This is a genomic window from Leifsonia sp. KNZ13-11D, assembly GCF_056754895.1.
In genome coordinates this window covers 166,978-187,167 of the sequence record NZ_JBPGWU010000001.1, presented here as the reverse complement: position 1 = coordinate 187,167, position 20,190 = coordinate 166,978, and the positions used below count along the sequence as shown (strand labels likewise).

Genomic DNA, 20,190 nt, shown 5'->3' with positions numbered 1-20,190 from the left:
AGAAAAGGGGGCACTCCGATGACCATGACGCCCGACTTCCGTGTCGCTGTTGATGATTTCGCGCAGGAGACGGGTCTCCGCCGCCGTCCCCCGGCGGTGTCGGGGTACATCGTCCACGCGCTGGGCCGCGACTTCCGGGTGACCGACGAGATGGCGCGCATCTTCCTCAACCAGGTGGAGCGTGTGGCGGCGACGGATTCGTCCGCCCTCGTCGTGCTGCGCCACGAGAAGGGCGTGGAGCTGCTCCTCGCCACCGACGACAACTCGTTCTCCATCCGCACGGCCTCGTAGGCTCGTCCCGTGGAGGACGGGACCGACGAGCGCCGCACGGACGACCCCGTCGTCGCGGGCATCCGCGCGGTGCTGCACGATGCCGTGACGACGCTGCTCACCGTGGAGGCCCGGCGCGAGGCCCTCGCCGAGTACGTTCCGGCGCGGAACGCGCTGTTCATCCGTCGTGAGCCGGTGCTGCGCCGCATCGGGAGCGTCTGGCGGCTGGGCGTGTTCCTCGTGGACGCGGACGGCGTCCTGCGCGCCACCGGGTTGCTGGTGCGGGCGACGCCGCCGGGGCGGCCACAGTACCAGTCGCAGTCCGCCGAGGAGCGGCGAGCGCTACGGGCGGCCGCACAGCGCGGGCGGTTCCGCGATGGCGAGACCGTCAACTTCGGGGCACCGGTGATCGATCTCGATCCGGCGGCCCTGGCTGCGGGCGAGGGGCCGCTGTTCGTGCGGGATGGGCGCGCGCTCGTGCGCTGGAGCCCGGCAGCGGGCGATGCCGGGGCTCGTGATTTCGCGGACTACGTGAGCGAGCGGGTGGACCTGCTGGCCCACCCGCCCGAGGGTGCGTGACCCGGCCGGCGGGAGTCAGACCGCGGGCGACGGCGACGCGGGGCCCGATTCGGACGCGGGGCCGTTGCCGGATCCGTTCTTGCCGGTGACCTGGTCGATCTTGCTCGACGCCTTGTCGGTGACCTTGCTGACGGTCTCGCTGACCTTCCCCCCTACGTCGGACGCGGCACGCCCGGCGAAGTCCTTCACATCGCCTTTCACGTGCTGCACGGTGTCGGACTGCGCGAACCCGCGCCATTTGCGGCGCATATCCTCGTATGCGCCGCGCCCGGCGCGCGACCCGATGACGAACCCGACGGCGACTCCTGCGGCAAAGATGATGATCTTCATGGCGTGCACCGTACGCGCCGGGCGCGGCGCGCGACAGGGGCTGATGAAGGTGCGGGCACCGGCGGTCACCCGTCCGTCCGGCGCCGGAGCCTCCGCGCTGCCGCAAGCGAGCCGACGGCGAGCAGACCCAGTCCGAGGAGCAGCAGCCACCCGGCGACCGTGCCTCCGGTGTCCGCGAGCGCGTCCGTCGAGGTCGCCGCGCCTGCTGCCGGGGCGCCGGCGGGCGCCGGCGCCCCGGGAGCGCTCAGGTCGACCTGGGCACTCGAGGGCAGCGTCGTCTCGGTCACAGCATCCGGAGCGTCAGGGTCGCTGCCGGAGCGCATGGTGGCCGTCGCCGTGTTCTTCACGCTTCCCGCGACTACGTCGGCGGATGTGATGGTGTACTGCGCGGTGCAGGTCGTGCTCTCACCGGGCGCGAGGACCAGGACGGGACAGGTGGGCACCGGGAGCGGCCCTGTCCCGGAGAACCCGACGCGTGTCTCGGCGATGCCCAGCGCGCTCAAGGTCGTGTTCCCGGTGTTCGTCACGCGGAACCGGTACTCCACCGTGTCGCCTGCCTGCGAGCCGGTGGCAGGGCTGACGCTCTTGACCAGCGCGATGCCCGGCGTCTGCGTCACCACCGTCGTCGCCGTGGAGGGAGCGGAGACGGTCGGCGCGGCGGCGGTCGGGGCCGTACCCTGCGCGGTCGCCGTGTTCACGACCGCCGCTCCGGCGTCGATATCCGCCTGGGTGACGGAGTAGGTCGCGGTGCACACCATGCTGTCACCGGCGGCGAGGAGGGCCGCCGGGCAGGAGGGGACCGGCGCTCCCCCGCGGCCGCTGAACAGCGACTCGGCGATCCCGACATCGTTCAGGGTGACGTTGCCCGTGTTGCTGATCGAGTAGCGGTACGTCAGCACGTCGCCCGCGGAATCGACCGAACCGGGCGTGACCGTTTTGACGAGGGTGAGCCGCGGAGCGGCCGGGAAGGTCAGCGAAACGGTCGACGGAGCGCTCTGGACGGGGTCGCCGAAAGGTTCCTCCGCTGTCGCGTAGGCGGCGTTGGTCAGCCCGCCTGCGTCGACGTCAGCGGGCGTCACGGAGTACGTCGCGGTGCACACGATCTGCGCACCCGGGGCCAGCGGCCCCGACGGGCACGACGGCGACGGGGGCGCCCCGGTTCCGGTGAACTGCGACTCCGCGATGGCGAGATCGGTCACCGTGACGTTGCCGGTGTTCGTCACCGTGTAGCTGTACGTCAGCAGCTGCCCCGCCGCCCCTGCGCCCGGGTCCGCCGGGTCGACGCTCTTCACGAGCGTGATCGCCGGGGACTGGACGACGGGAACCGTCACCCGGACGGAGGGCGGGGACGAGACCGGTGTTCCGCTCGGCCCGGCTCCGGAGGCCGTCGCCGTGTCGTTCAGGCGTCCGTGATCGAGGTCCGCCTGACCGACGGTGTAGGTGGCCGTGCACTGCACACTGGCCGCGGGCGCGAGCGTGGTGACCGGACAGGCGACGGAGCTCAGCGCGCTCGGGTCGGAGGGCGCCTCCAGGGTGTCCGTCACGCCGATACCGCTCACGGTGACGTTGCCCGTGTTCGTGACGGTGAACACGTACGGGATGCTGTCGCCGACGGCGGCGACCGAGTTCGTCGCCGTCGACTTGACGACGGAGAGCGCCGGCGTTTCGTCGACGGGGATGCTGACGGCGGACGGAGGGGACGCGATGGGGGCGCCCGCGGGTCCGGTGCCCGTGGCCGTCGCGATGTCGTCGACCGTGTCGTTGTCGAGGTCGGCCTGGGTGACGGTGTACCGAGCCGTGCACACCATGCTGTCTCCGGCCTCGAGCACCGTTCCCGGGCAGTCGATCGCGGTGAGCGCCGCCGGGTCGGAGGGCGCCGCGACCGTGTCGGTCACCGTCACTCCGGTGACCGTCACGTCGCCGGAGTTGGTGACGGTGAATGTGTACGGGATCGTGGCGCCGACCGCGTCGATGGTGGTCGTGGTCGAGCTCTTCTTCAGGGTCAGAGCGGGCGCTTGGTCGACCGGGATCGAGACCGACGACGGCGACGATGTGATGGTGTCGCCGTCGGGCCCGGTGGCGGTGGCCGTCGCCGTGTCGTCGAGCGTTCCGTGATCGATGTCCGCCCGGGTCGCTGTGTATGCCGCCGTGCAGGTGACACTGGCGCCCGGCGCGACGGTTCCGCCCGGGCACGAGATCGCGCTCAGGGCCCCCGGGTCGGACGGTGCCGCGACCGTGTCGCTGATCGTGAGGGCGGTCAGGGTCGTGTTTCCGGTGTTGGTCACCGTGAAGCTGTAGGGGACAACGTCTCCCGGGGCGACGACAACAGCCGTCGTCGAGCTTTTCGTGAGCGTCAGCGAACTGGTCCGACCGACCGGGATGGTGACGCTGGACGGCGCCGCCGTCACCGGGTCCCCGCTCGGCGCCACGGCCTGGGCGGTGGCTGTGTCTGCGAGGCTCCCGTGATCGATGTCCGCCTGACCCACCGTGTAGGTCGCACTGCAGACGACGCTGGCGCCGGGTGCGAGCGTGGTCGTCGGGCAGGTGATGGTGGAGAGGTTCGCCGCGGTGGACGGGGCGGCCAGCGCGTCCGTGACGACCAGGTTCACGAGGGTCGTGTTGCCGGTGTTCGTCGCTGTGAAGGTGTACGGCACGAGGGCGCCGAGGGTGTTCACGCTCGTCGTGGTCGAGGCTTTGACCACGGTGAGCGCCGACGACTGGGACACCGGCACCGTGACCGTCGACGGCTGCGAAGTGATGGGCGGGGCGCCTCCGGGCGACGTCGCAGCCACCGTCGCGGTGTCGGCGATCGTCCCGTTGTCGAGGTCCGGCTGCGTGACGGTGTACGTCGCGGTGCAGGTCATGCTCGCGCCAGGATCCAGGGTCGTGCCCGGGCAGGCCGGCGGCGCGTCCAGACTCCCCGACGGCACGTGGGGCACGTCCGTGAGCGCGATGCCGGACAGTGGCGTCGCGCCTGTGTTGGTCACGACGAAGGTGTAGGGGATCTTCTGGCCGACTGCGGTCGCGTTCGCGGTCGTCGTCGCCTTGACAACCTGGACCGATCCGGGTGCGGTGAGCGCGAGATCCATGTTGGTGTTCATGAAGCCCGGCGGGAGGAAGGGATCGAGGAGCTTGCCCGGGTCGCTCGACGCGGTCGCCGGCTGGTTGCCTCCGATGATGCCGCCGCTTCCGTCGCGGACGTAGTCGAAGGTGACCGGCGAACTGGTGAGCCCGACGACGGTCGGGTCGCCCTGCGGGCTGTTCTTGTTGCCCAAGGACTCGCCGACGGAGGCATCAGAACCGGAACCGATGGTGAGGGTGTTCAGTCCGGCGAGCGGACCGCCGGCCTGGAAGGCGCTGGGCGGGATGCGCACCGTGTACGTGCCTGCCGGGAGGCTCTGGACGATCCATCGTCCGTCGGCGCCCGTGGTCGTGGTGGCGAGGACGTTCCCCGCTCCGTCCAGCACGTCGATCGGGACGCCCGCCACCGGGGTGTCGCCCGGCCCGAAGCGGCCGTCGTTGCCGCGGTCGTTCCACACCAGGTCGCCGATGGACCAGCCGGGCATGAGCACATACGGCTCGTTGGAGGGCAGCGGCTGGTCGGGGAAGGACGCCGAGAAGATCTCCGCCCGGTTGATGTAGAGGCCGTTCAGCTCGGGCAGTCCGTTCACGACCGCCGGGGTGGCGGTCGAGGGCACGCGGGCGTGCACCGTCTGGCCGGGCAGGAGCGTGCCGCTGGAGACGAACCGCACCGCGGTGACGGAGGCGAATCCCGGACCTGCGGCCACCTGGGCGGACGTGAGCCAGATGCTTCCCGCCGTTCCCGGCGCCGGGGTGGTGTTCACCGTCGCCCGCGGGTCTTGTGGGACGGTGTTCGACGGCTCCACGGAGTAGTACCAGGTTCCCGGCACGTCACCGGTGGCGCCCGTGGTGTACGTCGGCTGAGGGAGAGCCGCCGAGATCCCCGTCGTTCCGGAGAAGTCGGAGGCGAACTGGTCGCGTTTCGACAGCGAGCCCGGGGCGGCGTCGCCGTTCCACGGGAAGACGTCGACCAGGTCGGGGGCCTGGAAGGTCACGGCCGTGGTGGTGTTCGACCAGTCCAATGCCCAGGTGAACGTCTGACCAGGCGCGACGAGCGGGTGGTCGACAGACTTCTGGAGCGCGAGCTTGCCGCTCCCATTGATGGTGATCGAGGCGGACGCGGAGGAGGTGGCGGCGTCCGGCGTCGTCATCGCGGTCTGGTTGGTGAGCGCCGTCCCGGGCACGGTGAGGTTGCTGACCGCCGTGCACACATTCCAGCTGGGGAGGTTGTACGGCGCGCCGGTCAACGGGATCGTCACGTCGCCCAGCGTGAACGTCACGACATTCGTGACCGGGTTGTACGCCATCGTGATCCCCGGCGGCAGCGAGTTCTGCGTGCACTGCTGGTCGAGCAGGAGACCCGCAGGGAGCGTGTCGGTGACGACGACCTGGTGCAGCACCGCACCTGGGGCGCCCACCGTGATGACCGGATGCAAAGTCCACGGTACGGAATCGCCGGCCAGGTACTGGCTCTGCGGTACCGACTTGCCGATCGCGGTCTGCAGCGCGATGTAGCGGGCGACGGCTTCCGTCGTGGACCAGTGCGGCGCCGCCTTGGTCGGATCCGTCCATCCGCCCTCGTTGGGCAGCTGCGTGCCCGGAAGGATGGCCTGGCCAGCGCGCGGTCCCCCGTTGTAGGCGAACCGGACCCGGAGCGAGAGGTTGAGCTGCAGCAACGTCGAGGGCCGGAGGATCGTTGTCGGGTCGATCGGCCGCATCCGGACGATGTTGACGGTGTCCTGCCAGTCCGGACCGAACTGCGTGGGGTCTGTCTGCCAGGGACCGGCGTAGTCGTAGGCGACCGCCGCCACGGACTTGAGGCTGGTGCTGTCGTACGGGTACAGGCCGTTGACCGCCGGCCCCGTCTGCAGGTCGGTCGTGTTCGGCCCTTGCGCGTACTCGATGACGTATCCCGCAGGCGCCGTCGGCAGGGAGTTCAGCCCCATGACGGACACGTCGAAGACGTCGACCAGGATCGGGTCGGTGATCGTCGTGACGGCGTCGGTGTTCAGCGCGATGCGGCTGCCGACGACGGTGCCGCCGCCTGCCGTGCTCGCGAAGGTCTTGCCGCTGCCGGGGATGCCGGGCGCGGGCGGCTTCACCTGGAGTGCCGCTGTGGAGGCGACGTTGTTCCCGGAGGCGGTTGCGCCGTCCCAGCCGGGCTCGAAGCCGGTTCCGTTGTTCAGGTCTCCGGAGAGGCTCCGGTATCCATCGGTGTCGATCACGTCGTTGGTGATGGGGATCGCGCCGGTGGGGATCGGGTCTCCGGGCTGCCACCCGGGCGCGAGCGCCTGGTAGGCGGCGGTCAGCGGGAGGAAGAAGCTGATCTTGTACCCGTTCGTCCGATCGCCCTGCATCCCGCTGATCGTGTAGGTGACGCCGTTCGCCGGGTCGTACGGCGTTCCCTGCGTGGGGCACGTGATCGATCCGGGCGTCGTGCCGAGGCCGGAGCCGTCCTGGTTCGCAGTGGGCCCGCACGCGTAGACGATGGTGCCGGCCGGGGCGTTGATCTTGTCCGTGAACGTGAGCGGGGAGGCGAGCGTCGCATTGCCGCGCGCCTTCAGCGGGGAGTAGGCGACGATCCACTGCAGGAAGTACCCGGTCTGCTGGACGCCGTTGACCGTGCGGGTCGACGGCGACGAATCGGAGACGAAGGAGCTCTTCGAGACGTCCCAGGCGGGCGACCCGGTGACCTGGATGTCGGGGTCCGTGACCGTGTTGCCGCTGACGGCGCCGCCCTGCGCGGCGCTCGCCGTCGCCGTCACATGGAAGTGGGAGTCGTCCGGAGAACTGCTGTTCGGGGTCACCGGCACGCTGATCAGTCCGACGGCGGAGGTGAAGGTGCCCATGTTGCAGTGCAGCGTCACGGAGCCGTCCGCGTTGGTCACGATGCTGGAGGCGGGCGTGACGCCGGCCACCAGACAGCCGGTCGGCAGACCGCCGCTGCCGGGCCCGGAGAACGCGAACTTGGCGCCGTCGGCACTCGAGATCGTGATGTCGGCCACGACGTTGCTGACCGAGGCGCCGGTCGGCAGACCGGTCAGCGAGACGGCGAAGACCTGCGTCGCCGCGTCGCCGGTTCGGACCAGGCAGTTGGCGGCCGTCGAATCGAGGCCTCCCCCGTCGGTCGCGTCGAACGGCGCCGTACCGGTCGTGACCAGGTTCTGGCATGCGCCGGTCTGGGCGAGCTGCGCCACCTGGATCGTGGCGAGCGGCTGCATTCCCGCGTCGAGCCCGGTGATCTGCGTGGCGCCAGCGATCACCACGGGCGCTGAGACGCCCAGCTCGGGCTGTCCGGGTGCCGGCGTGCCAGCAGAGGCGAAGTCGTCGGCGCCGCCGGTGGCGGCGGGGAACGTGAACGCGCCCGGCGCGGTCACCTGGACGATGTACGTGCCGTCGGCCGCGTTGGGGAAGGCGTACACGCCCTGCGCATTCGTGGTCGTGGTCGCCGCGACAGCACCACCCGGTTGCGTCAGCAGAGAGACGGGGACGCCGGGCTGCGCGACCTCGGAGGCTTCGTGGACGGAGTTCTTGTTGCTGTCGGCCCAGACGACACCGGTGACGGTGCTTCCGGTCGCGGCCGTGGCCGGCAGGGCGACCACCTCGATGGTTCCCACCGTCAACGCCAGGACGACCAGCGCCACGAGGGCGCGCACCCGGGCGCCGCCGCGGGGTGCGAAGGAAAGGGGCGCTCCCGCTCGCGGCGTTCGGAACATCCGGGTGACCTCCTCATGCACGGTCGGCGGCCCGGCCACGCGCTCTGGCGAACTTCTGAGTCGGCCGCTTCCGTTGAGCAACCTAGGGCCGGAGCACGGGCGCCTGATAGGCAGCTCGATGTGGCCTTATCGAGGTAGACGCGGCAGTCCATCGAGCCGTGACGGCGATCGGGATTCATTGCATGCATCTCAGTGCGGTGTTCCGTGTCGCGGGCGGCGCAGACATCGGCGCCGCTGTCTTTCCGCCCGCCGACGAACTGAACCAGAATCGCCGCATCCGCTTGCGCTCCGCCCGAACCGGAGGGAGGCCGCCCCGTGTCGTCACTGCGTGGTGCGCGAGGTCGCGTGGGCATCGGCGCGGCCTGCGCCGGGCTTCTGGCCGTACTGCTCGCGGCCCTCGCCGCGCCGGCCCCGGCTTCGGCCGTCGGGTCCATCCTCCTCGACGAATCGTTCACCGGTGCGAGCGTCTCCGACCCGCGGGCGATCGGACTCGGCCAAGCCTGCCTCACGGCCGCACCCGCCGGCTCCACACCCCCTGCCGGATCCTCGAACCTCGGAACGTGCGCGGGCCGGTCCAACGGCTCGCCGCCTGTCGGTCAGGCTCCCGGGTGGCTGCAGCTCACCGACGTCCGCTCGGCGGCCACCGGCGGCATGGTGTACAACCGGGCGATACCGTCCTCCACAGGAGTGGAAGCGGACTTCGACCAGGCGCAGTACGGCGGCAGCGGTGCGGACGGCATCGCCTTCTTCCTCACCGACGGCGCGTACAACCTGACGGCGATCGGTGCGCCGGGGTCCAGTCTGGGATACGCGCAGAGCGTCGCCGTCCCCGGGGTCGTGGGAGGCTACATCGGCGTCGGACTGGACGCCTACGGCGGCTTCGTGCAGGACTCGCAGTCGCTCGGGAGCGGATGCGCCGCCCGATCCCCGTACACGGCGACCGTCCCGAACACCGTGGCGATCCGCGGGCCGGGCGACGGGCTCACCGGGTACTGCCTTCTCGCGGCCACCGCCCCGGCGCCTCGCGGCCCGTCGACCCTGCCGGGAACGCTGCACACGGGTTCCGTGTCCGCTTTCCGGAACGTCCGCGTGATCGTCGGCCCCGGGCGCTTCCCGACCGTCACGGTGCAGATCGACTTCACCGGGACGCGGACCGCCTACCAGACGGTGCTCACGTATGCGATGACCGATCCGGCGCCGGCGACGTACAAGCTCGGCTTCTCGGCGTCGACGGGGTCGGCGACCGACGCTCATCTCGTCCGGGATGTGGTCATCCGCAGCATCGCCCCCCTCGGGGCTCTCAGCCTGGTCAAGCAGGTGGACCGCTCCACCCCCCAGCCGCCCTCCTACGCTCTCGGCGACGCCATCCCATACCAATTCGTCGTCACGAACACGGGCGCGGACGCGATCACCGGCGTGGCTGTCACCGATCCGATGATCGCCGATGTGTCGTGTCCGGCGACCCAGCTCGGCCCGGCCGGCTCGCCGACGGGGTCGATGACCTGCACCGGCTCCCACGTGGTGTCGGGTTCCGACGCTCAGAGCACATCCCTGACCAACACCGCCTCGGCTACCGCCCGGGATGCCGACGGCGCAACGCTCAGCGCGTCCGCAACCGCCACGGTCGCGCTGACGCTCGCGCACGCCGGGCTCTCTCTCGTCAAACGGGCCGACCTCGTCGACCTCGACGGCGATGGACTCGCCGAGCTCGGCGAGCACATCGACTACTCCTTCGAGGTCACCAACATCGGCAACACCACCCTCCAGGGAGTGAGCGTCTCGGACCCGCGCGCCGGAGCGGTGACGTGCCCGCCTGCGGCTGTGCCGGCGGGCGCCACGGAGACCTGCGTGGCAGACGCTCCCTACACGGTCACGGAGGCCGACATCCTTGCGGGAGGCGTTCACAACACCGCCACCGCGACAGGCGACCCACCGCCGGGAGTCCCTCTGGCGCCCGCCACGGATGCCGTGACCACTCCGACGGCCGCCGCGGCGGCCGGACTCGCGCTGACCAAGGCGGCCCACCTCGACGACACGGACGCGAATGGCTTGGCCGATGTCGGAGAGACCATCTCGTACACGTTCGGGCTCCGGAACACGGGAACGGTGTCGCTGAGCGGAGTGGCGATCGACGACCCGCTCGCCGGTTCCGTGACGTGCCCCGGGACCACGCTGCCGCCCGGGGCCACCATGGTGTGCGCCGCCGATGACGTGCACACCGTCTCCCAGGCCGACATCCTCGCGGGCGGTGTGCGGAACACGGCCACTGCCACCGCCACCCCACCGCCGGGAGTCCCGCCGATCGAGCCGGTGACCGACACGGTGGATACGCCGACGCCCGTCGCCGGAGCCGGACTCCACCTCGCCAAGTCGGCCACGCTGGACGACACCAACGGCAACGGCCTGGCGGACGTGGGCGACGTGCTGCACTACTCGTTCACCGTCGTGAACACCGGCAACGTCACCCTGAGCGGCCTGTCGGTCGACGATCCGGCGGCCGGCGCCGTCACGTGCGCCACCGCCGACCTCGCCCCCGGGGCACAAGCGTCCTGCACCGCGAACGCCCCGTACACGGTCACCGACGCCGACGTTCTCGCGGGCGGTGCGACCAACACGGCGACGGCGACAGCGACGCCTCCACCGGGCGTCCCGCTCTCCCCGGCCTCGGACACCCTTGTCACGGCGACGCCTGCCGCCTCCACCGGGGTCGGTCTGGTCAAGGGCGCGACGCTCTCCGACAGCAACGGGGACGGCCTCGCAGATCTCGGTGAGCAGATCGGGTACGCGTTCACCGTCGTCAACCGCGGCACCCTCACCCTCACCGACCCGGCGATCTCCGACCCGAAGGGCGGACCGGTGACCTGTCCGCAGGGGCCGATCGCACCCGACTCGGCCGTCGACTGCGTCGCGGACCATCCCTATGAGGTCACCGAGGCGGACATCCTGAGCGGCCACGTGACCAACACCGCGAGCGTCACAGCGACGGCGCCCGTGGGGGCCCGACCTCTCCTCCCGGCGTCGGACACCGCAAGCATCCCCACCGCCTTCCCGCAGGCTGCGCTCTCGCTGGGCCTGCACGGTGTCCTCCAGGATGCGAACGGCGACGGTCTGGCCGAAGCGGGGGAGGTCATCGACTACAGCTTCGCGATCGCCAACACCGGCAATGTCACGCTCACGGACGTGGCGGTGGATGCGGGCTCGCTCGACCCGTCGTGCCCGGCGACGCAGCTCGCTCCCGGGGCGTCGATGACGTGCGATGCGGCCTCGACCGTCACGGCGGCGGATCAGGTCGCGGGAGCAGCGGTCGTCGTCGCGACCGTTTCTGGCACACCGCCCGAGGGCGTCGCCGCCCCCTTCGCGCCGACCGCCGAGTGGTCGACTCTGACGGCGCCGCCGGCCTCTCCGGGGGCGCCCGGACCTCCGTCGCAGGGCGCAGCCGTTGACGGCGGCGGTCTCGCCGACACGGGATCCGGCACCGGGCCGGCGCTGACGCTGACGATCGTGGCGGCCGTCGTGCTCATCGGTGCGGGAGGGGCCCTGTCGGCGCTGCGCCGCCGCCGTCGCATCACGTGACGGTTTCTCGCCGGCGCTTCCCGTACCAGACTGGTGCGCATGACCTCGGATGCGCTCCCGGACGGCGCGGCGATCCTCGTGGAGGGCACGAGCGACCGGGCCGCCGTCGTGGCCGCCGCGCGTGTGCTCGATGTGGACCTGGAGGCTCTCGGTGTCTCGGTCGTTCCCATGGGCGGGGCCATGTCGGTCCGCCGCTTCGTCGCGGACCTCGGGCCGGGTGGCGCCGGGATGCGTCTGCGCGCCCTGTGCGACGCGGGCGAGGTGCGCTTCTTCCAGCGCGCCGGGCTCCCCTCGGAGGCGGTGTTCGTCTGCCGTCCCGACCTGGAGGGGGAGCTGCTCGGCGCCCTCGGCCACGAGCGGGCGGAGAAGGCCTTGCACGAACAGGGCGACCTGGGTCTCTTCCGCACGTTCCAGCAGCAACCCGCCCAGCGCGCCCGGACGATGGATGCGCAGCTGCACCGGTTCTTGGGGACGACGTCCGGTCGCAAGGAGCACTACGGGGCGGTCCTCACCGCCGCCCTGGCGCCGCCGGAACTGCCCGCGCCGCTCCGCGATGTCGTTCACGCCGCCGTCGCGGACGCCGCCCTAGGCTGAGGGGATGCCGCAGACCGACCCTGCCCTGCTCGAACGTCTCGCCGACCTGTTCGCCGCCCGGGACCGCGACGACATGGCCCCGACGGTGCAGGCGCTTCTTGCGGTGCTCGCCGAGCATCCGGACGACCCGAACGTGCTCTACGAGGTCGGCGGCGCCTACGACACCTCGGGCGAGGAGCAGACGGCGGCGGGATACTACGAGCGCGCCCTCGAAGCCGGGCTCGACGGCGACACGCTGCGCCGCTGCCTGCTGCAATACGGCAGCACGCTGCGCAACCTCGGACGGTTCGACGAGTCGCTCGCGGCCCTCGACCGCGCCGTCGCCCTGTTCCCCGACTCGGAGTCGGTGCGGGTGTGGCACGCGCTCTCGCTTCACGCCGCCGGCCGGAGCGACGCGGCGGTCGCCGAGCTGATGGAGGTCGCCGCCGACCGCATCCGCACCCCCGACCTGCTCCGCTACCAGGCCGCCATCCGCGGCAACGCCGAGTACCTCCGATCGCTGGACGGGGCGCGCTCCGCCGGGCCGGACCCTGCGGGCCGCTGAATGCGCGGACGCCGGGTGCTCGCCGTCGGCTTCGGCGGTTCGCTCTTCGTCGGCGCGATCGCGGTGGTGATCGCCTTCGCCGCATGGTCACGATCGTGAGAACGACCCCCCGCCGTGCTCCCCGAGTAGGACGCGGCTCGAGCGCATCCCGTGACGCGAGCGGCGCATCCCTCAGGGAGCGAGCAGCGCGGCGATGACCAGCAGCGACGGGACCGCGAAGATCGTCGTCAGCAGCACCACGTCGCGGGCGACCGCCATGCCGCGCTCGTAGCGCGCGGCGAAGTTGTAGACGTTCTGCGCCGTCGGCAGGGCGGCGAGCGCGACGGCCGCGAAGAGGGACTGCCCCTCCAGGCCGAAGCCGAAGCGCGCGACGGCGAAGGCGACCAGCGGCATCACCGCCGACTTGAGCACGACGGCCGTGACGATGGATGCACGTCCCGCTCCGGCCTGGAGCGGCCGGGCGCCCACCAGCGACATCCCGAACGCCAGGAGGACGAGCGGCACCGCGGCGCCGCCGAGCAGTTCGAAGGGCTTGAGCACCGCATCCGGCAGCTTCAGGCCGCTGACGTCGACGAGGATGCCGAGCAGCGAGGCGATGATCATCGGGTTGCGGACGGGCTGGGTGAGGATGGACCGCACCGAGACCGCACCGCGGCTGGTGGTGTCGAGGACGGTCAGGGCGATCGGCGCGAACACGATCAGCTGGAGCAGGAGGACGGGCGCGACGAACGACGCGCTGCCGAGCACGTACACCGCGACCGGCAGGCCGATGTTGTTGGCGTTGACGTACCCCGCGCCCAGCGCCCCGATCGTCGTCTCCGGAGCCGGAGCGCGGAAGAAGGCGCGCGAGAGGGCGACGAACAGTCCGCCCGACACCAGCGCGGCGGCGGCCGCGACGAGCAGCTGGGTCGAGAACACCACGTGCAGGTCGGCGCGGGCCAGCGTCACGAACAGCAGCGCCGGGTTCGTCACGAAGAACGCGACGCGGTTGAGGACGAACGGAGCCGTGGGACCACCGATCCGCAACCGGCCGGCGATGTAGCCGATCAGGATCACGAACGCGATGATCCCGAACCCGGTCAGCACACCGCCCATCGGACCAGCGTACGGGACCGCGCGGGAGGCTCAGCGCCGGCGCGGTTCCGGCCGGGCCACTCGCACGGCGAGTGCGACCAGGAGCAGGAGGGCGGCCGCCGCGAACGCCGTGATGGCGACCGGAGCGGAGACCAGCGTGCCGGTCAGGCGCGAGACGCCGATCCATGCAAGGCCCCAGGCGGAGGCGACCGCCGGGGCGAAGCGTCCGCGATCCCACACGGCGAGGGCGCAGCCGATCACCGCGAAGACGGCCAGCATCGCGATCGCCCAGCCGTGCGGGTTGCCGCCGAAACCGTCGAAGCCGGAGTGCTGCAGCCACGACGCGATGTTCGCCACGGTCGCGATCATCACCCAGCCCAGGTACAGGCCGACCACCCCGTCGAGGAGCACCGCGTCGGCCGTCGACTCGGCGGGGTGGCGGCGGAGGATGACGAACGCGACGATGAGCACGACCAGCAGTGCGACGATGGCCACCACCGAGAGCGCGAGCTGCCCGGCCTGCACGGACAGGATCCAGGCGGCGTTGAGGAGCAGTGAGCCGAGCACCCAGAATCCGGCGCGGCGCTGCCGGTCGCGCGCGGCCTGCGACGGCAGCGCCTGCCAGATCGCGTACACGACGAGACCCGCGTAGATCACCGACCAGATGGCGAACGCCGGCCCGGCCGGCGCGAGCAGCGTGGCGTCCGCGCTCAATGCTCCGCCGGCCACCTTCGGGATGGGGGTCCCGCCCACGAACCCCGAGCCGACGACCGCTCCGATCAGGGCGACCACCGCGCCGGCGATGACGAGGGACTGGCGGACGCGATCGGCCGGCATGGGCCGCGCGGCGGCGAGCGTGCTCATGCCCCGCACGGTAGCCCTCGGACGCGTCGGGGTCGAGTGCGCGCGGCCCGCAGCGTCGGCGGCGGCTCGGGGGCTCCTCAGCGCGCGGCCGTCGCCACGACCACCGTCGCCCCCACCTCGTCGTCAGCCTCGATGCTCGTCCGCAGCCCCGAGCCCGCGAACAGTGCCGCCGACGTCTGCGCCTGCTCCTCCCCCGCCTCGATCAGCAGGATGCCTGCGGGGGCCAGCCAGAGCGCCGCCTCCCGGGCGATCCGGCGATGCAGGTCGAGGCCGTCCGGCCCGCCGTCCAGGGCGACGCCCGGCTCGTGATCGCGCGCCTCGGGCGGCATCAGCGCGATCGCCGCGGTCGGCACGTAGGGGGCGTTGACGGCCAGCACGTCCATCCGGCCGCGGAGGGCCGTGGGGAGCGCGGCGAACAGGTCGCCCTGGAAGACGTGGTCAGCCGGGAGGTTCCGGCGCGCGCACGCCACGGCGGCCGCGTCGACGTCGGACGCGAAGACCTCTGCGCCGGGCACCGAGGACGCCACGACGGCGCCGATCGCGCCCGCTCCGCAGCAGAGGTCGAGCACGACAGCGCGGCCGGTGCGCTCCACCGCGTCGCGGGCGAACCCGGCGGCCCTCCGCGCCAGCAGCTCGGTGCGGCGGCGCGGCACGAACACCCCAGGTCCGATGTGCAGCCGGAGGCCGCCGAACGCGACCCAGCCGAGCAGGGGCTCGAGCGGCTCGCCCGCCACCCGGCAGGCGACGAGCCGCTCGAGCTCGTCCGGAGAACGAGCAGCTTCCGTCAGCAGCCGCGCCTCGTCCTCCGCGAAGACACAGCCGGCCGCGCGCAGGCGCGCGACGATCTCAGCATCCGGTTCGGGCACGCCGTCATGCTAGCGGCGCGGAAGCGGCGGTCGCTGTCGCGCGGGATCAGTACGGCCGTGCCGCCAGCAGCCGCGCCAGGTGAGCCGCGTTGTTCGCGACGGTCGCGTTCGTGCCCGCGACGGACTCCGGCGTCTCGTCCAGATCCTTGTAGTCGACGGAGCCCATCGCCTCGCCGTTCCAATAGGTGGCGCCCTGCGACGGGATGCTGAAGCCCACGTCGTTCAGGCCCTGGAACAGGTCCGCGATGATGGCGTGCGCACCGTCCTCGTTGCCGACGACGCCCACGATGGCGACCTTGCCCTCCACCAGGGGACGGCCGTCCTCGTCGGTCTCGGACAGTTCCGCGTCCAGCCGCTCCAGCGCGCGCTGCGCGACGGACGAGAGGTGGCCCATCCAGGTCGGGGTGACGATCACCAGGATGTCCGAGGCGATCACCTGCTCGCGGATCTTCGGCCAGTCGTCGCCGTCGCCCTCGTCGAGCTCGACTCCGGGCTTGATGTCGTAGTCGACGAGGCGGACGGCCGTGCCCGTGACGTCGTGGGTGGCCAGCTCGTCCAGCAACTGACGGGCGAGGAGCTGGCTGCTGGACTCGCTCGGCGACGGTTTCAGCGTGCAGACGAGGGCGAGCGCGGTCAGGGAGCGGTTCTCATCGGTCATGCCGCGGAGTGAACGCGCACCGGGCGAAATCCGCAACCGGTGCTCCTGCGACCTTGACCTTATGCCCAGGTGACCGTATGGATGGGTGATGAAGCGCATTTACTATGCAAGCGGTTCGCTCCTCACCGGGGACGACATCGCCGATGTCCTCGTGCGCTTCGCTGCCGCACTGGCCCACAGGAACGACGCCGCAGAGGTCCGCGCCCCGGTGGTCGTCGAGGGCGGGGCGACCGGTGAGGCCCTCATGCTGCTCGGTCCGGCGTCCCAGATCCTCGCCGAGGACGAGCCGTACTCCGGTCCCGAGCTGGTCGATGAACCGTTCGTCGCCGAGTTCGAGGACAAGATCGCAGCGCTCGGTCCGCAGAAGGCCTCGTACGTCGAGCACGGAACGGACGACATGCCCGACCTGGACTACGACCTGCTCTGACACCCCGGCACCGCGACGGCTGTCCGCTAATACAGCACTGCACTGGCGCAACCCGATTCGCCGCGTACTATCGGGCGAGTAACCGACGACCGGGAGAGGGTAATGCAGGTGTTCCACGTCTACATCGACGACCTGAGGTTCACCTTCGTCGACCGCGCGCCGGTCGAGGAGCTGAAGAGCAGGGTCGTCGAAGCGAGCAGGAACGACGGCGACTTCGTCTCGATCACGCAGTCCAGTCGTCCCCCGAGCGAGATCTTCGTCACCAGCCAGACGAAGGTGCGCATCGAGACCGCGACCATCCCGCGCGACCCCGTCTCCACCGGCTCGGCCGCCGGTGAGGACGACGACGACGCGTTCTGGTTCGACTTCGACTCCCTGGCCTGAGGCCGCACCGAGGTCGCCCGACCCTCCGAGCGTAAGTCAACCGCTTCCGCCCACCGCACCGCGAGGGGGATGCTCATCCCATGCCGACGACGTCCCTCTGGCTCCAGACCTCCCCGCCCATCCCCACCGACGCGTTCGAGTGGGACGGGCACTACGACACCATCGTCGCGGGCGCCGGACTGACCGGTCTCGCCACGGCGCTGATGCTTGCGCGCTCCGGCATGCGGGTGCTCGTGCTCGAGGCACGCACGGTCGGCGCGGTCACCACCGGCAACACGACCGGCAAGGTGAGCCTGCTGCAGGGCACGACGCTGTCCGCCATCCGCCGCCACGCCTCCGACGCGGTGCTGTGCGCGTACGTCGACGGCAACACGGCCGGCCAGGGGTGGCTGCTCGACTTCCTCGAGGAGCAGCGGGTGCCGTTCGAACTGCGCGACGCCGTCACCTACGCGACCACACTCGACGGACTGGACAAGCTGGATGCGGAGCTCGCCGCCGCACGCGTCGCCGGCCTCGACGCGGTCGAGGAGCGGAGCACCGAGCTGCCTTTCGCGGTGGAGGGCGTGCTGAAGCTGGGCGGGCAGGCCCAGGTGCATCCGCTTCGCGTGCTCGCGGCACTGGCCGCCGAGTTCCGTCGCCTCGGCGGGCGCATCGTCGAGGGCGAGCGGGTCACCGACGTGTCGGCCTCCAAGCCGGCCGTCGTCACCAGCACGTCGGGCACGTCCCGCTCGGACCAGGTGATCCTCGCGACGGGGACGCCCAGCCTGGACCGCGGCCTGTACTTCGCGAAGGTCGAGCCCACGCGGTCGTACGTCACCGCGTACCGGGTGCCGGGCGACATCCCGCAGGGGATGTACCTCTCGGCCGACGCGCCGACCCGTTCGCTGCGCACGGCGGCCGCCGCCGACGGGTCCGAACTGCTGCTGGTCGGCGGCAACGGGCATCCGGCCGGGCGTGCCGACTCGCCGGCGGAGAAGCTGGCCAACCTCTCCGCGTGGGCGGAGCGCACGTTCCCGGGCGCCGAGCGGACGCACTGGTGGGCAGCGCAGGACTACCGCTCGGCCAACCGCGTGCCGTTCGTGGGCTGGCTCCCCCGCGGCCGGGGCCGGGTGTACCTGGCGACCGGGTACGACAAGTGGGGCATGACGAATGCGATCGCCTCGGCGCTCAGCCTCACCGCCGACCTGACCGGCGAGACGCTCGAATGGGCGCGGGTGATGCACCACCGGGTCACCCGGCCGGTGGATATCGCGTCCGGCGTGGTGATGAACGCGGGCGTGGGCAAGGCGGCCGTGACGGAATGGGCGGCCGCGCAAACCGCACCGGAGGTCGGCGACGAACCGGTCGCCGAGGGGACGGGCGTGGTCGGCCGCCGGGGCCGGACACCGGTCGCCGTCTCCACGGTCGAGGGGACGACCTGTGCGCTGACGGCGGTGTGCACGCACCTCGGCGGTGTGGTGCGCTGGAACGACGCCGAGCTCTCGTGGGACTGCCCGCTGCACGGGTCGCGCTTCGCGCCCGACGGCACAGTGCTCGAGGGCCCGGCCACGCAACCGCTGGGGACGGCTCCGGCCGTTCCGGTGGACGCCCCCGCGGCAGACGGCGCCGCGGGTGGGGCCGCTCGCCAGGCCTAGTCAGCCCCTGCGGCCCGGGAGTAGGGTCGCGCCATGACGATCCCTGACGACGAGAGCACGCCGCGCCCCGCCGGATCCACCGGGCCCGGCGAGCCGGCGACTCCGCCGTCCGCCCCCGCACCCGACCCCGCGCCCGCACCGGTGGGGCCGGGCTTCCCGGCCGCGCCCCCGCCGCCTCCCGCCTACCCCGAGACAGCCGCGTCCGCCGCGGCCGCCGACGCTCCCCTCTCCGCACCCACCGTCCCGCCGCGCAACGTCAACATCGCCTTCTGGCTCTTCGTCGCCGGCGCCGTGCTGAGCGTCATCAGCGGCATCATCACCATCGTGGCGATCGGCTCGCAGCGCGCCGAGTTCCTGGAAGCCGTGCGCCAATCCGGCAAGAACGGCTCGGCCAACCCCGAGAGCGTCACGGACGCCGTCATCGCCGGCGCCACCACCTGGGCGATCGTCACCCTGATCTTCTGGGCCGTGACCCTGGTGCTGTTCGCGTTCTTCATGCGCCGCGGCGCGAACTGGGCACGGATCGTGCTGACCGTCCTCACCGTGCTGTCGCTGCTCAACATCATCAACGGCTACGGCGCCGGGTTCCTCCAGTTCGCCCTCGCGGTCGTCGGTGTCGTACTCATCTGGCTGCCCTCGTCGAACGCGTGGTTCGCGGCGGTGAAGGCCGCCAAAGCTCCCCGCGCCTGAGCCGTCGCCGCGCGCGTACACTCGCGGCATGGACGTTCGGGAGGTCGCCGGCGAGCTCTACGCCGCCGCCCCCGGCGACTTCATCGCGCGGCGCAACGCGGCCGCGGCGCAAGCCGACCGGCCCACCGCCAAGGAGATCAAGGCGCTGCGCAAGCCGTCGGCCTCGGCCGCGGCGGTGAACGCCCTGATGCGCGAGCATCCCGACCTGGTCGGCGATGTGCTCGACATCGGAGCACGGATGCGCGACGCCTTCGCCGCGCGCGACCGTGCGGAGATCAGATCCCTCACCCAGGAGCGCCAGCGGATGCTGCAGCGCGCGACCGAGGGGCTGGGGCTCAGCCCGGCGGTCCAGCGCGAGGTGGAGGAGACCCTGCAGGCCGCGGTCATCGACCCGGCGGCCGCAGCGGCGGTGCGCAGCGGGATGCTCGTCCGCGCCCTCGAATCGACCGGTCTGGAGCAGGTCGACGTCTCGGACGCGGTGGCGCTCCCGATCGAGATCGAGGACTTCCCGGCGCCGTCGCCCCGGTCGAAGCGGTCCGGCTCCGGACGTTCCGCGGCCTCCGGCGACGATCGGCAGGACGACGAGGCGCGCGCCGAGCCGGACGAGTCCGCCAGCGAGCGCCGCGAACGGCAGCGCCGCATCCGCGCAGGCGAGAAGGCGGTCGAGCGCGCCCGGGCGGACGCGGAGGCGATCGACGACGAGCTCGACGAGACGGTCGACCGCCGCGGCGACCTCGAAGGGGAACGCGAGCGGCTGCAGCGGCGCCTGCAGCGCATCCTGGACGACCTCAACGAGGTGCGCGCAGCAGAGCGCGAGCTGCGCGGCCGGCTGTCGGAGGCGCAGCACGCGGTCCGGGATGCCGAGAAGGTGCTGCGCGACGCCCGCGACGACTGACCCGTGACCGC

General features: G+C 71.8%; 16 protein-coding genes. 10 read left to right on the top strand and 6 right to left on the bottom strand.

Translation table 11 applies throughout. The annotated features are described in order from the left end of the window. The first annotated feature begins 18 nt into the window (after positions 1–18). Positions 19–291 carry a TetR family transcriptional regulator gene (locus tag ACR9Y5_RS00925; RefSeq protein ID WP_481296177.1) on the top strand — a complete coding sequence of 91 codons (273 nt, stop codon included), beginning with the start codon at positions 19–21 and terminating at the stop codon, positions 289–291. Positions 292–300: 9 nt separating this feature from the next. Further along, positions 301–849, top strand: a complete 549-nt coding sequence (locus tag ACR9Y5_RS00920; RefSeq protein WP_481296176.1) for a hypothetical protein — start codon at positions 301–303, stop codon at positions 847–849. Between the two features lie 15 nt (positions 850–864). On the opposite strand, the gene ACR9Y5_RS00915 is transcribed toward ACR9Y5_RS00920, so the two are convergent. Further along, positions 865–1,248 carry a hypothetical protein gene (locus ACR9Y5_RS00915; RefSeq protein WP_481296175.1) on the bottom strand — a complete coding sequence of 128 codons (384 nt, stop codon included), beginning with the start codon at positions 1,246–1,248 and terminating at the stop codon, positions 865–867. Continuing rightward, positions 1,245–7,976 (bottom strand): DUF7507 domain-containing protein, encoded by a 6,732-nt coding sequence (locus ACR9Y5_RS00910; protein ID WP_481296174.1) that lies wholly within the window; start codon positions 7,974–7,976, stop codon positions 1,245–1,247. Before ACR9Y5_RS00910 ends, ACR9Y5_RS00915 begins: the two co-directional genes overlap by 4 nt. A gap of 315 nt (positions 7,977–8,291) precedes the next feature. On the opposite strand from ACR9Y5_RS00910, the gene ACR9Y5_RS00905 reads away from it, so the two are divergent. The 3 genes from ACR9Y5_RS00905 to ACR9Y5_RS00895 are packed head-to-tail and all read left to right on the top strand — an operon-like array spanning position 8,292 to position 12,687. Continuing rightward, positions 8,292–11,549 (top strand): DUF7507 domain-containing protein, encoded by a 3,258-nt coding sequence (locus ACR9Y5_RS00905; protein WP_481296173.1) that lies wholly within the window; start codon positions 8,292–8,294, stop codon positions 11,547–11,549. Positions 11,550–11,588: 39 nt separating this feature from the next. Further along, positions 11,589–12,143 carry a TOPRIM nucleotidyl transferase/hydrolase domain-containing protein gene (locus ACR9Y5_RS00900; RefSeq protein WP_481296172.1) on the top strand — a complete coding sequence of 185 codons (555 nt, stop codon included), beginning with the start codon at positions 11,589–11,591 and terminating at the stop codon, positions 12,141–12,143. Positions 12,144–12,147: 4 nt separating this feature from the next. Further along, a complete protein-coding gene (locus ACR9Y5_RS00895; protein ID WP_481296171.1) occupies positions 12,148–12,687 on the top strand; it encodes a tetratricopeptide repeat protein in 540 nt (179 codons plus the stop codon). A 171-nt stretch (positions 12,688–12,858) separates the two neighbouring features. Here ACR9Y5_RS00895 and ACR9Y5_RS00890 read toward each other — a convergent pair whose 3' ends face one another. The 4 genes from ACR9Y5_RS00890 to ACR9Y5_RS00875 all read right to left on the bottom strand — a co-directional run bounded on the left by ACR9Y5_RS00890 (position 12,859) and on the right by ACR9Y5_RS00875 (position 16,149). Continuing rightward, positions 12,859–13,782: an AEC family transporter gene (locus ACR9Y5_RS00890; RefSeq protein ID WP_481296170.1), complete on the bottom strand. Its 924-nt coding sequence runs from the start codon at positions 13,780–13,782 to the stop codon at positions 12,859–12,861. 30 nt (positions 13,783–13,812) lie between these two features. Next, complete coding sequence (locus tag ACR9Y5_RS00885) at positions 13,813–14,625, bottom strand: TspO/MBR family protein (RefSeq protein ID WP_481296169.1); 813 nt, start codon at positions 14,623–14,625, stop codon at positions 13,813–13,815. A 77-nt stretch (positions 14,626–14,702) separates the two neighbouring features. Then, positions 14,703–15,491, bottom strand: coding sequence for a putative protein N(5)-glutamine methyltransferase (locus ACR9Y5_RS00880; protein ID WP_481296168.1), 789 nt, complete (start codon positions 15,489–15,491; stop codon positions 14,703–14,705). Between the two features lie 46 nt (positions 15,492–15,537). After that, positions 15,538–16,149 carry a flavodoxin family protein gene (locus ACR9Y5_RS00875; protein ID WP_481296167.1) on the bottom strand — a complete coding sequence of 204 codons (612 nt, stop codon included), beginning with the start codon at positions 16,147–16,149 and terminating at the stop codon, positions 15,538–15,540. Between the two features lie 88 nt (positions 16,150–16,237). On the opposite strand from ACR9Y5_RS00875, the gene ACR9Y5_RS00870 reads away from it, so the two are divergent. The 5 genes from ACR9Y5_RS00870 to ACR9Y5_RS00850 all read left to right on the top strand — a co-directional run bounded on the left by ACR9Y5_RS00870 (position 16,238) and on the right by ACR9Y5_RS00850 (position 20,179). Beyond that, on the top strand, positions 16,238–16,576 hold the full coding sequence (locus tag ACR9Y5_RS00870) for a hypothetical protein (protein WP_481296166.1): 339 nt from the start codon (positions 16,238–16,240) through the stop codon (positions 16,574–16,576). A gap of 102 nt (positions 16,577–16,678) precedes the next feature. Further along, complete coding sequence (locus tag ACR9Y5_RS00865; protein ID WP_310132356.1) at positions 16,679–16,960, top strand: hypothetical protein; 282 nt, start codon at positions 16,679–16,681, stop codon at positions 16,958–16,960. A gap of 80 nt (positions 16,961–17,040) precedes the next feature. Further along, positions 17,041–18,594, top strand: coding sequence for an FAD-dependent oxidoreductase (locus ACR9Y5_RS00860; protein WP_481296165.1), 1,554 nt, complete (start codon positions 17,041–17,043; stop codon positions 18,592–18,594). A 33-nt stretch (positions 18,595–18,627) separates the two neighbouring features. Next, on the top strand, positions 18,628–19,284 hold the full coding sequence (locus ACR9Y5_RS00855) for a hypothetical protein (protein ID WP_481296164.1): 657 nt from the start codon (positions 18,628–18,630) through the stop codon (positions 19,282–19,284). A 28-nt stretch (positions 19,285–19,312) separates the two neighbouring features. Continuing rightward, positions 19,313–20,179 (top strand): hypothetical protein, encoded by an 867-nt coding sequence (locus ACR9Y5_RS00850; RefSeq protein WP_481296163.1) that lies wholly within the window; start codon positions 19,313–19,315, stop codon positions 20,177–20,179. Positions 20,180–20,190: the final 11 nt, after the last annotated feature.